The sequence below is a fragment of the Liberiplasma polymorphum genome (assembly GCF_043951795.1).
Lineage (GTDB): Bacteria > Bacillota_I > Bacilli_A > Izemoplasmatales > Izemoplasmataceae > Liberiplasma > Liberiplasma polymorphum.
In genome coordinates this window covers 1-15,260 of the sequence record NZ_JBIOAG010000004.1, presented here as the reverse complement: position 1 = coordinate 15,260, position 15,260 = coordinate 1, and the positions used below count along the sequence as shown (strand labels likewise).

Below are 15,260 nucleotides of genomic sequence, written 5' to 3'. Positions count from 1 at the left end.
ATTACTCCTTGTAAGCATTTATATTAGTAAGATAGTGTTCTTTCGTTAATTCGTACTTAAAATCATGAAAAAATTGTTTTAATGCCGCTGAATAGTATAAGCCTTCTTCTATTAATCTAAAATTCATTTTCTTGATAATGCTACAAGAAGCCATATTTTCTTTAAAGTGTCCACAAGTTAACTTTGTCATATGAAGTTCATCAAAGGCATAACTTATTAAGCGTTTAACCGCCTCAGTCATGATGCCCTTACCCCAATAGTCTTTATTTAGCACATAACCTACATCACGAACGCCTTCTTGATTTAGCCTGTCATGTAAGCCTAATGAGCCAATAACTTTGTTATTTTCTTTTAACACTATGGCGTAAACATCTTTATTTGTTAAAAATGCTTTTAAAACTTGACGGGTTTCATCAATGCTTTTGTGATGTGGCCATCCTGCTTTTTCGCCAACACCTTCTACTTTGGCATAATCATAAAAGTCTTCTAAATCTTCTTCTTTGAACAATCTTAAAATTAATCGTTTCGTTAATAGTGTATTCATATAACCTCTTCTACTTAAAGCTTGTCATATTTATTTTTTTCATTGATCATTTCATCACAAATAAGGGATTTGTTTCTTGAATAGGCTTTTAAATCTATGTCCACGGTTCCAACATAAGGTTGATCACCGGCTTTGATTAGTAGATTCCCAAACCCATCAATAACCATGCTTTCTCCTCTAAAATAGTCTTTTTCTCCTTTTATTATCTCACTGCCTAATCGGTTAGATAATATAACAGGAATAGAATTTTCTAAAGCCCGTACTTTCACAACATCTAAAGTCCAAGGACCACCAAAATTAGCAGGACAACAAATAATATCTGCCCCTTTATTAGAAAGGACTCTGAAAATCTCAGGAAACCATGTATCAAAACAAATTGCAATCCCTATTTTCATCCCATCCACTTCAAATACTTCTACTTGATTACCTGCTTTAAATATCGTTTCATTATTTGTTAAATGCATTTTTCTATGTTTACCTACAACACCGTTTCTGTTAATAATATAGGCTGTATTATAAAGATCATTACCACTTACTTCTGCTAAACCTATAATAATTGTCATTTTTTTTAAAGCTGCAACTTGTGTTAATCTATCAATAACATTTCCGTTTATGGTGTCTGACGATAACTGCATGAGTTGTTCTTTATTCTCAAAGTAATATCCTGTTAAAGCGAGTTCAGGTAATACGACTAAGTCTAGGTCAACTTCATTTAACATCGTGACAATCGTTTCTAAGTTTGCAATTACATCTTTATACTTAATATCAAATTGACAAAATCCTACTTTCATAAAACTACCTCCTGTTTCTATTTACACTAGTAACCCTTACCAAGGTAATGGATTATCTTTAATAAAATCATCATAAAACTGTTCAAACGCTTTCTTTAAATGGTTTGGGAATACAAACTTAGATGCTTCTACATGCTCATGTAGTTGATCCATGGTTCTAATACCAGGAATCACGGTTGTAATCGCATCATAACTCCATAAAAACCCTAAAGCATAAGGCGTAATAGCCTCATTTTTAATTATCGATTTCAACTGATTACATAACCAGTCTCTTCGTAACTTATCTTCAGGTGTCCATCTGGCTTTAATGCCCTGGAAAACTGTATCTTTAGCATAACTACCGCTTAACCAACCAGAATCTAGTGGGACTTTTATAATAAGTGCAATTTCACGTTTTTTTATTTCGTCTAAATACTTTCTAGTGGATTGGGCAAATACATTAAATAATAACTCAATCACATCTACATTAAGATAATTTAATGTATCCTCTAACTCATCAATGGTATCAATGCTTACACCGTATCCTTTAATAATGCCTTCTTTTTTAAGGTGATCTAGTTTTTTAAAATGGTTTGATTTTCCTTGAAGTATATCGCGAGAGGGATTATGTAAAATAACTGAATCAATATACGTTGTTTGAAGCCTGGTTAGACTACCTTCAATAGAGGCATGTAATTTATTTTCATCAAAGTCAATCGTGTCATCTTCGTGATGGCCGAATTTTGTATTGATAACAACTTTTTCACGGCAATCAACTAAAGCTTTCCCTAAAATAATTTCACTTCTACCTAGGGCATAGTTTGGGGCAGTATCAAAGAAATTAATACCAAAATCAAGTGCTTTTTTAACCAAACTGACGCCTTCACTAATCGACATGGTTTTACCATGTGCTGTGTTACCTAAAGGCCAGGCACCAAATCCTAGTGTACTAACTAGTTTACCGTTTTTCATATAAGGTTTTTTCTTCATAATATCTCCTCAAATCTATCGTGTTTTCATATTTATTGTATCATGTATTAAGTATTCTTTCCCATAAAAAAACAAAGCTATTAGGCTTTGTTTAGGATTTAATATTCTTCTCTTCTTCAAACACAAACTGATTTTTACCGAGTTCTTTTGCTTTATATAAAAGTTTATCCGCTTTTCTAATCACATCATCACGCGAATCAGCTTTCACAACCCCGATTGACACTGATAGTTTGGTTGTTTTATATTTAATGGATAATTCATTTGTTTTAACTAAAATCTCATTTGTGATAGATAATATATTCTTTGTTTCTTGAAAAAAAAGGCCCACAAACTCATCGCCACCTATACGGTAAAAACGACTATAGTTTGATTCGTATTGTTTTAAAATATCTGAAAAATCTTTCAAATATCTATCCCCTATTTGGTGACCCATAACATCATTTACTTCCTTAAAATTATCTAAATCTAAGAACAATACATGGAAGTTATCAAATTGATACCGCTCACCATAATGATAATCGAGTGTATACTTATTAAAAAGATTGGTTAAAGAATCATGATGGGTTTTATGAAATAAACTTTCATCCTCTATTAAGTATTTAGAAACGTCTGTAATAAACACCGTAATTAAATTAGGGTGATTTACTAATGGGATGACAGTGAAGCGTATCCAATGTTTACCCTTTTTAGTTATGATGGGAAAAGTTACATTAGGTTCACTATCAAACTCCAAAATTTCATCTTTGACTGCTTTAAAATATTCAATTTCGCCAGACACTAGTGCATATGAATTATTGTAGTCAAATGTAGCTAATAAATCATTTAAACACAGTTCAGAAGCAGCGTCTAGTCCAATAATTTCTAAAGATCCTGAAATTAATTCTAGTTTAATGTTTTTTCTATCCTTAACATCTGAAAATAAAATGATTTGATTTTTAGGACTCAAAACCACATCAGAAATTAGATCTAAATTGTATTCTTTAAGCAGTTTTTCTTTCATTAGATTAAAATGATTAGTATTCATTGCGCACAACTTCTATATTAATAATTTACTTATACTGTACTAAATTCCAATCTAAATTATAACAAATTACAAAGTAAATAAAAGTACAATTTGATATCCAATGTTTTTATAGAATATATTTTAAAAAATATCGAGTTTCTAAGTTATTTCTTTTTAGCTATAAACCCCATAGTCAAAAATGGTGTTAAGATAGGTTCTTCTATCTGATGATAAAGACTAGTGATTTTATTTTTTACATTTAATTGATCTGTTTTGCTTAAAGATAAGTATGATGACTGTGATAAAAAGCCTTTAATTAAAGATTCTTGTGTATTTTTAACTGACCATTCATATTGAATGGTATCAACAATTTCAAATAAATTAGAGGCTAATATCTCATTGTACCTATCTAAGAAAACTTCTTCAACACTATACTCACCATTACTTTTTTTATTATGAAAACTAAACAAATACTCAAAGGCTTCTTTTTCTTCTTTAATGGATGTTGGTAGAGCCATGTTCCAAAGCAGCACTAAATGACCATCACCCTTTAAACAAAGATGGGCTTTTTTATAACGAATAGCAGGATCTACCCAGTGAAACGCTGTGGCTGATAAAACCATAGCGCTTTGAAATAAGTCATCACTAGACCAATCCTCAAATGTTGTTACATCAACACTAATATTCCCTTTACAAAAAAGTAGTAAGTGTTTAGCCATTTCACTACCTGGTTCAATGGCGTGAATTTTTAACCCACGTTCTAAAAATTTTTTGGTCGCTTTTCCAGTACCAGCACCAACTTCAATGATTGTATCTTCGTTTTTAACTTCGGTAACCGTTACTACCCATTCAATAACTTCATCTGGATAACTTGGTCTTGCCTCATGATAAGCTTTGGCATCTTGGTTAAATAAATGTGCGAGCATTTTCATATATATCCCCTTATTTGTGCCTTATCCCAAGTATTATTTTATAGTATCCAAATTCTATATACAATACTTAGTTTGTTTAAAGACCATAAAAAAACGTTGCCTAGGCAACGTTTTTGCTAATCTTGATTTTTTTGATAAACCCTAACATATTCAATTTCCATTAATACAGGTTCATCAAACAAACTATCTGGTGGTAACATCCCACCATCAAAACTTCCTCCAATAGCTAAATTTAATAATAGATAAAATTCTTGATCAAATGGCGCTGGGAAAGTATGTCCATCTGTGTGCCAATTGGTTGCGGTTTTAATGAGTACGTCATTGACATACCAACGAATGATACCTTCTTCCCATTCAACTGCATAGACATTGAAGTCTGCAATCGTTCTTCCTGTTGGGAAATAGTATACTTGATGGGTATGCGTATTATGAGGCCAAGCCCCACCAAAATGAAGGGCTGCAATAGAACGGTCTGGGAAACGTCCACGTGCTTCCATAATATCTATCTCACCACTAGCGGCCCATCCACCATACACATCAAATTGTGGCATCATCCAAAATGCTGGCCATAACCCTTCACCAACTGGGAGTTTAATTTTCGCTTCAAAACGTCCATAAAGTTGATAAAATGTTGGTTTAGTCCATAATCTTGCAGAGGTATAGTTCATATTGCCGTGATTTTCTCTTTTGGCTTCAATGATTAAACGCCCCTCTTCTACTCGGGCATTACTTTCAAGGTAATATTGTGCTTCATTATTTCCCCATCCAGTTAGACCATACTGAGTTCCAGTCCCTGTTTGGAAAGCCCATTTATCTAAATCAACACCATGAGCATTTAGGTTAGTTCCACTACCATCAAATTCATCACACCAAGTAATAATATAGTCACCAATTACTGGGTTCCCACAATTTTCTAAATCTGGTGGGGTTAAATCATCATTTGGATCTGGATCAATATCTGTACCGGGATGTAATACCGTTACAACGCGTGCAGCAAGCGCACTACGCCCAAGTGAATTCATCACCCGATAATTGAGGGTATATGTGCCTGGACTTGTGACAATGCCTTCATTTAGTTCTAAGCTTTCAAGACCGTGTACCGTAATTAAATATATGATGTCACCATCGATGTCATCAACTGCAGTAATGCCTTCAAATGGATCAAAATAACTGCCATATAAAATGGTTACATCACTGACTCCTAATATCTGTGGGACGGTATTATTTTCATCGATTGGTGCTGTAAAATCACAAGCATTTAGTAGGCCTATAGTGCCTATTATAAGTAGTAAAAGTATTTTTTTCATAATATCACAAACTCATCCTTATGGAATGAATCATCCTTTCGGTTGATTTACACTTTAGCATTTTAACATAAAGAATGACTTTTTACAAAAACGTTTTCGTTAATTAATTTTTTCGATATTTATTGAACCATTCTGTAATTTCAGTTAGCCTTTTAACACGGGCTTGTGGTTTACCATTTCTTGATAAATCGTGATTTTCATCTTTAATCCAAATTAGTTTAGTATCAACACTTTGTGTTTTTAAAATAGCATAAAGTTGTTGTGCTTGCTCAATTGGACAACGATGATCTTTATCTGAATGAATAAATAATAGCGGTGTTTTCATGTTTTGTGCATACTTAATTGGTGATTGTTCATATAATTTATCCATATCTTTTAATGGATGACCATCAGTTTGATCAGCCGCAAAGAAATACCCAATATCACTAGTCCCATAAAATGAGAGCCAATTTGAAATACAACGCTGAGTAACCGCTGCTTTAAACTCATGTGTATGACCAACAATCCAGTTTGTCATAAAACCACCATAAGAACCACCCGTTACAAACACTTGGTTTTCATCTATAGAAAAATATTGCTTTAACACTTTGTGTTTAAATGCCATTAAATCTTCATAATCTATGGTTCCATACTTGCCTCTAATATCTGCGAACTCATTCCCTTTACCATCTGAACCTCTAGGGTTTGCGAAAAACACAAAATACCCTTCACTTGCCCAGTACTGCATTTCATGGTAGAACACTTGACCATAAATAGTTTTAGGTCCCCCGTGAATATTAAAAATGGCAGGATATTTTTTTGAGGCATCATAATTAATAGGTTTTAGAACAAATCCTTTTACATCATGGGAATTAAAATTAACCGTAACCGTTTTTGGTTTGGCTACATACTTATTATTAAGTATTGTTTGGTTAAAACGTGACAATCGTGTTAATTTTTTATGCTTTAAGTCAAGCTGGTAGGCTTCTTGTAATGCTTGTTCTTTCAACCCTATCATAAAAACAGAATCTTTTAAAAGCGCTAATCCATCGATAGAACCATTCATGACAAAGGCTGTTTCAAGATTGCCATCTAGACTTAATTTTTTTAGTTCTGTGTGATCATCAATAGTCGTTACAAAATAAAAGTCATTATCTTTAACAAATGATTGTTCACTTCCTAAAAGTCTTACATCTGAGCCCATTGAGTTTCCAAATGCTTCACCATGTTTGGCAAGTAACCTAAGTTGATTATCTTTTAAGAGGTAAAAATCTGGATTTTCATTTAATCCATAGTTTTTCATTGTTCTTGCAGCAACAACAATTTTTTCATCCATAATAATAATTTTACTAAAATTATAATCTAATTGATCATAAAGGGTTTCATGCGTATCTTCTAAAATATGATAAGCATAAAGTTTAGAAGTGAATGTTGAGACTTTTTCTTTTAGTTTTCCAGTATAATATAATGTTTTTTTATCTTTAGATAATGCGTAATTTTCAAAAGAAAAATCTTTATCAAATAGTCGTTTTACCGTATGCGTGTTTCTATCATAAAGAAATAACTGTTTTCTTATGTCAGTGGTAAAACCTTGTGCATTAAACTGATAAGGTAATTGATCGATATCTTCATACAAAGCACTTTTTTTCTTATCCTTTAAATAAGCTTTTCTTTGATCTAGTGTGCCTTCATACAAAATGTGGTCACTTACTTTAAGTGAAGCTGAAATGAGTAGTGTGTGCTCATTAAGTACTGCTTCTAGTGTCCCTACAAATGGTAAGGTAAAGTCAAGTGATAAATCTTTAGTATTAAAATCATAAAGGTAAAAGCTTTGGTTAAATGATTCTTTTAATGCTTTTTCTTCTTTTTTATTTTTTTGTAATGCAATCAATAATTTTTCATTGGTTAAAAATTTAAAATCATTGTTTTTCTTAAGTTGTCGCAATTTTGTTATAGAATCACTATTACCTAAATATAAAGTGTGATGGTACTCGTTTTTCTCAAGCATCGGTTTTGACACCACAAACGCAACCATCTTTTGATCAAATGAAGCGGTTAACTTTCCTAAAAACTTAAATGACAATAGATTATCTAATGTAATTTTTTCCATAGAATCCACCTTTCAAGGGATTAACTTTATTATGATTGTCCATAAAAATTATAACATATTTATAAGTGTCTAACTGCTCTTTAAAAAAATCAATTTTAATTGTTTTAATTTTTACAATTTCGTTTATAATAAGGACGTATTTTAAAATGAAGAGGTGCTAATATGCGAATAGAATTTGATGATAAGTTAGATTTTAGTGATGTACTGATAAGACCAAAAAGATCAACATTATCTAGCAGAAAACAAGTTGACTTAACTAGAGAATACACATTTAAACACAGCAAACAAAATTGGAAAGGTATTCCAATAATGGCTGCAAATATGGATGGTGTAGGCACAATCGATATGGCTCTTGCACTACAAGAACATCTTATGTTTACTTGTTTAGTTAAATCTTATAATGCTAAAGTTATTCATGAACATATGCATAAACTTGACCCAAATCATATGGCAGTAAGCACTGGCACAAGCAGTGCTGATTTTGAAAATTTAAAGCAAATTATCTCTGATAATCCTAATATTAAGTTTATTTGTATTGATGTCGCGAATGGCTATTCTGAACATTTTGGTGATTATGTTGAAAAGGTACGTAAATCGTATCCGAAGCATATCATTATTGCAGGAAACGTTGTTACAGCAGATATGACACAAGAACTTATTTTACGTGGAGCAGATATTGTTAAAGTAGGGATTGGTCCTGGTAGTGTTTGTACAACACGTATTCAAACAGGGGTTGGGTATCCACAACTATCTGCAATTATTGAATGCGCAGATGCAGCCCATGGACTAGGTGCACACATTATAAGTGATGGTGGCTGTACAAGTCCTGGTGATGTTGCTAAAGCTTTCGGAGCTGGTGCAGATTTTGTCATGTTAGGTGGGATGCTTGCTGGACACGATCAAGGTGGCGGAAACATCATCACAGAACATCACAATTCATTACAAAGAACAAAAGACTCTTTTGAACCCATTTATATTGAGAAAAAATATGTGCAATTTTATGGCATGAGTTCAACAACTGCAATGATTAAACATCACGGAGAAATTGCTGATTATAGAAGTTCAGAAGGTCGCACGGTTAAAATTCCATACCGCGGAGATGTTGAGGCCTCTGTATTAGATATATTAGGAGGACTACGATCTACTTGTACATATGTTGGTGCATCCCATTTAAAACATCTATCAAAATGTACCACATTTATAAAAGTCCATAGACAGTTTAATGATGTCTTTGTAAATACAAAACATTAATAAAACACCGACAATTCGATTGTGAATTGTCGGTGTTTTTTATTATTATAGCTATTTTTTTAGTAAATAATAGGCTTCGCATTGAACAGGTTCAAACAATTGATCTACATCACAAGGATCGTAATTAACAACTTTTACAAACTGCTTAAACCCTAGTTTTTCATATAATGTGATGGTTAATTTTTCATTTGGTTCTACACCAATTGTGACCTGTTTATAACCGTTATTTTTTAAATCCTCAAACACATGATGCATTAATTTTTGTCCTAAGCCTTTTCCTCTAAAAATTTTATTAACTCTAAAAGCACATAAATAAACGGTATCTGTTCCATTTGCAAAGTCCAAATCATCTAACTTTTTAAAAACATATAATTCTGCGATTAAATCCTTGCCTAAACTCACTGTCCAAAATAAAGCGTTATTAGTGCATAAGTTTTTCTCGAAAAATTCTGTAGTATTTGGTCTAATCCACAACTGTTTCATTTCTGCAATTGTACCTTGTCTAATAACTACTAAATCTAAAAAGTTTTCCATTTAAGCGAGTCTTCCACCATCGGTTATAAATTCACTACCTGTTGAAAAACTTGAATCGTCACAAGCTAAAAACAAAATCATTTTAGCCACTTCTAATGCTTCACCACCACGTTTTAATGGTGTATCATTAATCGCTTTTTGTTTATATTCTTCACTTATATTATCCATTGTCATTGGGGTATTGATAAACCCGGGATGAACAGAATTAACACGAATATTATCTTTTGCAAATTCTAAAGCAGCACTTTTAGTCATCCCACGTACTGCAAACTTAGATGCATTATACGCCATTAATCCAGCTTTTCCTCTGAACCCTGATGTTGATGAGACATTAATGATTGAACCCCCACCTGCTAGTTTCATTGACGGGTAGCACACATTCATTCCAAGATAAACACCAAATTGATTGACCATATAAGTTTTATGAAAATCTTCATCAGTAGCCTGTTCAAATGGTTTTTGAATAACAATACCTGCATTATTTACTAAGATATCCACTTGACCAAATACTTGATTTGTTTTAAGTAAAACAGCTTCCCAGTCTTCTCTTTTTGAAACATCATGTTTTATAAATAAAGCATTTTCTCCTAATGTTTTTGCAAGTAACAACCCTTTTTCTTCGTTTATATCAGAAAGCACCACTTTTGCGCCTTCTTCAATAAATAACTTTGCGCAAGCAGCCCCTATACCTTGTGAAGCGCCTGTAATAATTGCAACTTTTTGATTTATTTTTTTCATGTTTTCCCTCCTAAAGACATTTAAATTATAACATTATTAAGTAAACCGCCTCTTTTTTTTCTTTAAAATTTTAAAAAGCACTATTTCACTATTTTTAGAAAGACTGATTTATAATGATGATACTAAGGAGGCGTTTATATGTTAAAAAGAATTATCCTTACCTCAATATTGTTATTCGTTTTTATCCTTTCTGCTTGTGCTGGTGGTACTAATGAAACTGATCAAAGCAATAACAACAATGATGATGACTTAATTGTTTTCACCTTAACAACTTTAGCTGAAAATGATGGCATTGATGGTCGACCTTCTTATATTGCAGTAGATGGGTATGTTTATGATGTATCAAACTCGCCTCATTGGCAAGGAGGTACCCATTATAGTGGGTCTCAAGCTGGTCAAGATTTATCTGAATCTATTTTACAATCTCCTCATGGAAAATCTGTTTTAAATAATATTCCAAGAATTGGTATTTTAGTTGATGAAGATGAATAAAAGGATGTGGATAAAGTGATTTTATTTGAATATTTTGGACTGCTTTTAATACTTCCAATAGCACTCGTATTCATCAAGTTTGGCCCTATGATTCACAAACATGAGTTTAGTTTTTATCTTATAACTTTAATTATAAGTTTATTTTTGATTAGTTTAATCATGCTAGGATTTAATGTTAGATCATGGCCTTTTATATATGATTTATTTTATTCTGGTCATCTTAGTTTTGCTTTATTTACTTTGCTTATGGGTCCGGGAATATTTAAGCATAAATCTAAACTTAAAATATTGTTTATGCGTATACGCAGAGAATTAGCTATTTTAGGCTTTATTGCGTTGTTACCCCATGCGATATTTAGAATGAACTTAGCATTAAGTGGTTATAATTTTACAGGACTGATTGCATTTATTTTGATGATTCCATTGGTTTTGACTTCATTGCCAAGGGTACGTAAAAAAATGCATCCAAGTACATGGTATAAAGTTCATTACTTAGCTTATATAGTCTATTTTATGATTTACTTTCACTTATCATTTAACATTATTATAAGAAATAATTTTTATTTTATTGATGTAAAACCGACTGGATTACCTTATATCGCTCTATTTGTTATTTATGTAAGTCTTAAAATTAAACGTGCTTATGACAAATATCAATCAAAATCATTTCAAAGAAACAGTCTTTAGGCTAGCCTAAAGACTATTTTTATTTAATACTGTGAATAAGCGCAAGATACTCTCTTAACTGAATACATTCAAATAGTGTTTTTTTACTTTCAATATGCGTTAAAAGTTGTAAAGCTTCCATCAATGGAATCTTAATTAATCTAAGGCCTAAATCTTTTTCTTCTTCAGTTAACTTAACTTCTTGAATTTTTTTTGAAACCTTCACTTTATAAATCGTATGTTCCCGTTTCATATCTATGTAATATTCACGAATAACAACTGTTTTTTCAATACTTAAAGTTTCATAGCCGGTCTCTTCTAATACTTCTCGCTTTAATGCTTGTAGTAAGGTTTCACCCTCTTCTACACTACCACCTGGTAATACATATATATTAGATGATTTTAAATGCATTAAAAACAGATTACCTTCTTCAATAATAATGGCCCTTACTGCAGCTTTAAATGGCTCATCTTTTTCAATGTAGCCATCTTGATAAATCTCAATCATGAGCTTCCTCACTTTTAATTAATATTTTTAGGATATAATTTTTCCATATCAGGCTTTTCTACTGTGAAGTAGTGTATCCATATATAACTGTGTTGGAAGGCTGCTAAAACTAATGCAGGGACTGATTGATTAAGTAAAGCAATCGACCACAAGATTAAAAATGCAAATGTATACATGGCATTACTTGAATACTTAAATGCGCCTTCTTTAACTAAAGGCATCTTTCGGTATTTAACATCAAAATGATCGCCACCAATTGCGCGGTAAATACCAAAATATCTAAAGACTGAGTATAAAGTATAAATTGCAGGGAAAACGCTAATCAAGGCAATTATTTGGTAAATATAGGTTGGCCCTGGCAATGTGTTTTTTGAAGCAATTGCAACAATAATTAATAGTACTGGTCTAAGGAAAAGAAATATTAAAAAAATAATTGCCCATAAAAATAAAGCTTTATCTTTAAAAAGTTTACTTACAAACCCAAAGCAGAGTTCACTTCTAAACACAAACCAAACTTTCATTTGATGTAAAATCACAAAAATAATTGATGCCCAAAACCCCCATAATATTGGAAGATTTACTATGGGAAGTACTCCCGTTAAATGTCTAGAATACATCCATAAAACTGGAAGAACTCCTAAGAGAAATAACACATGATAATGTTGTTTATTAAAAAAACATTTCATATAATCACATCCTCATTATTTAATATAACTTATATAAAGTTAAAAAGATAAAAGCCTTATAGAACATCTATAAAGCTTTTTTATTAGTTATACGTTATAAGTTGTTGAAGCGGTTTTTCCCCCACGACCTGTCCAGTTTGTATGGAAGAACTCACCTCTTGCTTTATCGGTGCGTTCATATGTATGCGCACCAAAATAATCACGTTGCGCTTGTAATAAATTCGCTGGTAATCGGTTCGCTTTATAAGAATCAAAATAATTTATCGCTGCACTCATTCCTGGGGTTGGAACACCGTTTAACACTGCTTTAGCTACGACATTTCTTAAACTTTGAACACACGCTTCCATGGTTTTTGTAAAGTGTGGATCAAGCAATAAATTTTTAAGGTTAGCATTTGCTTCAAACGCAGCTTTTATGTCACTTAAAAATCTAGATCTGATAATACATCCTCCGCGCCACATTAAAGCAATGTTCCCATAATTCAAGTTCCAATTATATTCTTTTGACGCTTCTTGCATTAACACAAATCCTTGTGTATAAGAAAGTATTTTAGCTGCATATAGGGCTTTTCTAACATCTTCTATAAAGGTCTTTTTATCTTTTTCAAGTGTCACGTTAGTTGCTTTAAATAACTTACTTGCTTGAACACGTTCTTCCTTTAAAGAAGAGATGATTCTAGCATAAACAGATTCAGCAATCAAGGTCAATGGGACCCCTAAATCTAGTGATGAGTTCACAGTCCATTTCCCAGTTCCTTTTTGTCCTGCAGCATCTAATATTTTATCAACAACAACTTCGCCTGATTCATCTTTAAATTTTAAAATATCTGCGGTAATTTCAATTAAATAACTATCTAGTTCAGTTTTATTCCATGCCTCATAAATATCACCGAGTTCATCTGCGTTCATATCAAGTAATGTTTTAAGCACATGATAGCTTTCGCTAATTAACTGCATATCTCCATATTCGATTCCGTTATGAACCATTTTTACGTAATGACCAGCCCCTTCTTTACCAACCCAATCACAACATACTTCACCGTTTTCGACTTTAGCTGCAATCGATTGGAAAATCACTTTGATTAATGGCCATGCCTCAGGACTACCACCTGGCATAATTGAAGGGCCAATTAATGCACCTTCTTCTCCACCTGAAACGCCAGTTCCGACAAAAAGAAGACCTTTTTCCTCTAAATATTTTTGGCGACGTGTTGTATCTTGATAATTAGAATTCCCACCATCAATAATCACATCACCTTTATCTAATAACGGGATGAGTTGCTCAATTACTTGATCAACAGGGTCACCTGCTTTAATCATCAACATAATTTTACGAGGTTTACTGACATCATTAACTAAGGTTTTTAAATCAGTTGTTCCTCTGATATTTTTCCCCTTAGCACGTGTGGATAGAAATTGATCAACGACTTCTTGTTTACGTGATGAAACCGTAACTTGAAATCCCTTGCTCTCCATATTTAATGCTAAATTCTCACCCATTACGGCAATTCCAATTAAAGCAATATCTGATTTTTCTTTTAACATATTAACCTCCACTAATTCTATTGAATACAATTGATTGAATCTGTTACTATCATATTAGCATAAATTTACATATATATGTATGTTTAGGCTTTCAATTTAATCACTATTTAAGGGAATATGGCTGGAATTTAGACTTTAATTGTATATTAACTGGAAAATAATAAACGATTCACTATAATTGAATTATATAAGACTATAAAATTTAGAAGGTGATTTAATGAAAAAAGTCCTTGTTATGGGTGGGTCATACTTTATTGGTAAACATATTGTAAATAGCTTAAAAAAGGATTATGAAGTCACAGTACTTAACCGTGGTAATAAACCTTTTAATGATTCCTTAGTCCATGAACTTGTGTGTGATAGAAACGATGAAGGGTTATTAAAAGAGGTCTTATCCCCTTACATGTTTAATTATGTCATTGATATATCTGGTTTTACTAAACACCAATCTGCACTTTTACTTAATGCACTTGATTTATGTCAACTTGAAAAATTCATTTACATTAGCACAAGTGCTGCTTATAACATTCAAGTGCTCACACCGCCTTTTAAAGAAGGCGACTTAACAGGGGGTGATTCTCCATTTAAAGATTATGCAAAAAATAAACTTGAAGCAGAAGCTTACTTATTAAATACGATAGATAATGATAAACTCATTATTTTAAGACCGCCACTTGTTTATGGTGAAGATAACTACATTTTAAGAGAACGATTAATTTTTTACCTATTAGATAATGATTTACCGATTTATATTCCTAGTTCAAACAACTTGGTTTCTTTTGTCTATGTTAAAGATTTAGCTCAAGATATTAAACGGTTGATTGAAAATATTATTCCAGTAGGCTTATATAATGTTGGAAATAAACATCCACACTCTTTTAAACACTGGGTAGAGTTATGTGCAAAGGTAATGGATAAATCTCCAAATATTGTGTTTGTTGATCCTAAAGATACTCGGTTTGAACTACGCTACTACTTTCCATTTTTTGACTATGACAATGTATTATCTGTTGAAAAAATTAAGCAATTTTCACCTAATGAAACACCGATGGAAGATGGCTTAAAGAAAGCATTCTTAGACTATTTGACCGTTAAAGATACAATCAAGTTACCAGAAAAAATGCGCTTAATGAGAGAAAAGATTAATGAACTTAATAATCAGTAAACACTTAATATATAGCCTGTTAAGTGTTAAAATAAATATA

The 15,260-nt window shown here is 32.1% G+C and carries 16 protein-coding genes; 4 read left to right on the top strand and 12 right to left on the bottom strand.

The window, feature by feature from the left end; all coding sequences use genetic code 11:
* Position 1 precedes the first annotated feature (1 nt).
* The 7 genes from ACHAJD_RS01565 to ACHAJD_RS01535 all read right to left on the bottom strand — a co-directional run bounded on the left by ACHAJD_RS01565 (position 2) and on the right by ACHAJD_RS01535 (position 7,635).
* Positions 2-544 (bottom strand): GNAT family N-acetyltransferase, encoded by a 543-nt coding sequence (locus ACHAJD_RS01565; RefSeq protein WP_435584094.1) that lies wholly within the window; start codon positions 542-544, stop codon positions 2-4.
* A gap of 14 nt (positions 545-558) precedes the next feature.
* On the bottom strand, positions 559-1,335 hold the full coding sequence (locus tag ACHAJD_RS01560) for a carbon-nitrogen hydrolase family protein (protein ID WP_435584093.1): 777 nt from the start codon (positions 1,333-1,335) through the stop codon (positions 559-561).
* 36 nt (positions 1,336-1,371) lie between these two features.
* Positions 1,372-2,304, bottom strand: a complete 933-nt coding sequence (locus ACHAJD_RS01555) for an aldo/keto reductase (RefSeq protein ID WP_435584092.1) — start codon at positions 2,302-2,304, stop codon at positions 1,372-1,374.
* Between the two features lie 91 nt (positions 2,305-2,395).
* Positions 2,396-3,328, bottom strand: coding sequence for a GGDEF domain-containing protein (locus tag ACHAJD_RS01550; protein WP_435584091.1), 933 nt, complete (start codon positions 3,326-3,328; stop codon positions 2,396-2,398).
* A gap of 143 nt (positions 3,329-3,471) precedes the next feature.
* Positions 3,472-4,239 carry a class I SAM-dependent methyltransferase gene (locus ACHAJD_RS01545; RefSeq protein WP_435584090.1) on the bottom strand — a complete coding sequence of 256 codons (768 nt, stop codon included), beginning with the start codon at positions 4,237-4,239 and terminating at the stop codon, positions 3,472-3,474.
* Between the two features lie 116 nt (positions 4,240-4,355).
* The gene (locus tag ACHAJD_RS01540) at positions 4,356-5,546 is read right to left on the bottom strand and encodes a family 16 glycosylhydrolase (RefSeq protein ID WP_435584089.1); all 1,191 of its coding nucleotides are present in this window, start codon (positions 5,544-5,546) and stop codon (positions 4,356-4,358) included.
* Positions 5,547-5,649: 103 nt separating this feature from the next.
* On the bottom strand, positions 5,650-7,635 hold the full coding sequence (locus ACHAJD_RS01535; RefSeq protein ID WP_435584088.1) for an alpha/beta hydrolase family protein: 1,986 nt from the start codon (positions 7,633-7,635) through the stop codon (positions 5,650-5,652).
* A 162-nt stretch (positions 7,636-7,797) separates the two neighbouring features.
* On the opposite strand from ACHAJD_RS01535, the gene ACHAJD_RS01530 reads away from it, so the two are divergent.
* Positions 7,798-8,886 (top strand): GMP reductase, encoded by a 1,089-nt coding sequence (locus ACHAJD_RS01530; protein ID WP_435584087.1) that lies wholly within the window; start codon positions 7,798-7,800, stop codon positions 8,884-8,886.
* Between the two features lie 51 nt (positions 8,887-8,937).
* Here the strand turns inward: ACHAJD_RS01530 and ACHAJD_RS01525 are convergent, their stop codons facing one another.
* Complete coding sequence (locus ACHAJD_RS01525) at positions 8,938-9,420, bottom strand: GNAT family N-acetyltransferase (RefSeq protein WP_435584086.1); 483 nt, start codon at positions 9,418-9,420, stop codon at positions 8,938-8,940.
* Entirely contained in the window at positions 9,421-10,158 is a 738-nt protein-coding gene (locus ACHAJD_RS01520; RefSeq protein ID WP_435584085.1) for an SDR family NAD(P)-dependent oxidoreductase, read from the bottom strand.
* Positions 10,159-10,296: 138 nt separating this feature from the next.
* Between ACHAJD_RS01520 and ACHAJD_RS01515 the strand changes: the two genes are divergently transcribed.
* Both ACHAJD_RS01515 and ACHAJD_RS01510 read left to right on the top strand, forming a co-directional pair.
* Positions 10,297-10,650: a cytochrome b5 domain-containing protein gene (locus tag ACHAJD_RS01515; RefSeq protein WP_435584084.1), complete on the top strand. Its 354-nt coding sequence runs from the start codon at positions 10,297-10,299 to the stop codon at positions 10,648-10,650.
* A 15-nt stretch (positions 10,651-10,665) separates the two neighbouring features.
* Positions 10,666-11,337 carry a ferric reductase-like transmembrane domain-containing protein gene (locus ACHAJD_RS01510; RefSeq protein ID WP_435584083.1) on the top strand — a complete coding sequence of 224 codons (672 nt, stop codon included), beginning with the start codon at positions 10,666-10,668 and terminating at the stop codon, positions 11,335-11,337.
* A gap of 19 nt (positions 11,338-11,356) precedes the next feature.
* On the opposite strand, the gene ACHAJD_RS01505 is transcribed toward ACHAJD_RS01510, so the two are convergent.
* The 3 genes from ACHAJD_RS01505 to gnd form a co-directional block, all read right to left on the bottom strand.
* Entirely contained in the window at positions 11,357-11,824 is a 468-nt protein-coding gene (locus ACHAJD_RS01505; protein WP_435584082.1) for an NUDIX domain-containing protein, read from the bottom strand.
* Between the two features lie 14 nt (positions 11,825-11,838).
* On the bottom strand, positions 11,839-12,510 hold the full coding sequence (locus tag ACHAJD_RS01500) for a methyltransferase (RefSeq protein WP_435584081.1): 672 nt from the start codon (positions 12,508-12,510) through the stop codon (positions 11,839-11,841).
* An 87-nt stretch (positions 12,511-12,597) separates the two neighbouring features.
* The gene (gene gnd, locus ACHAJD_RS01495; protein WP_435584080.1) at positions 12,598-14,055 is read right to left on the bottom strand and encodes a decarboxylating NADP(+)-dependent phosphogluconate dehydrogenase; all 1,458 of its coding nucleotides are present in this window, start codon (positions 14,053-14,055) and stop codon (positions 12,598-12,600) included.
* A gap of 217 nt (positions 14,056-14,272) precedes the next feature.
* On the opposite strand from gnd, the gene ACHAJD_RS01490 reads away from it, so the two are divergent.
* Positions 14,273-15,220, top strand: coding sequence for an NAD-dependent epimerase/dehydratase family protein (locus ACHAJD_RS01490; RefSeq protein ID WP_435584079.1), 948 nt, complete (start codon positions 14,273-14,275; stop codon positions 15,218-15,220).
* Positions 15,221-15,260 lie beyond the last annotated feature (40 nt).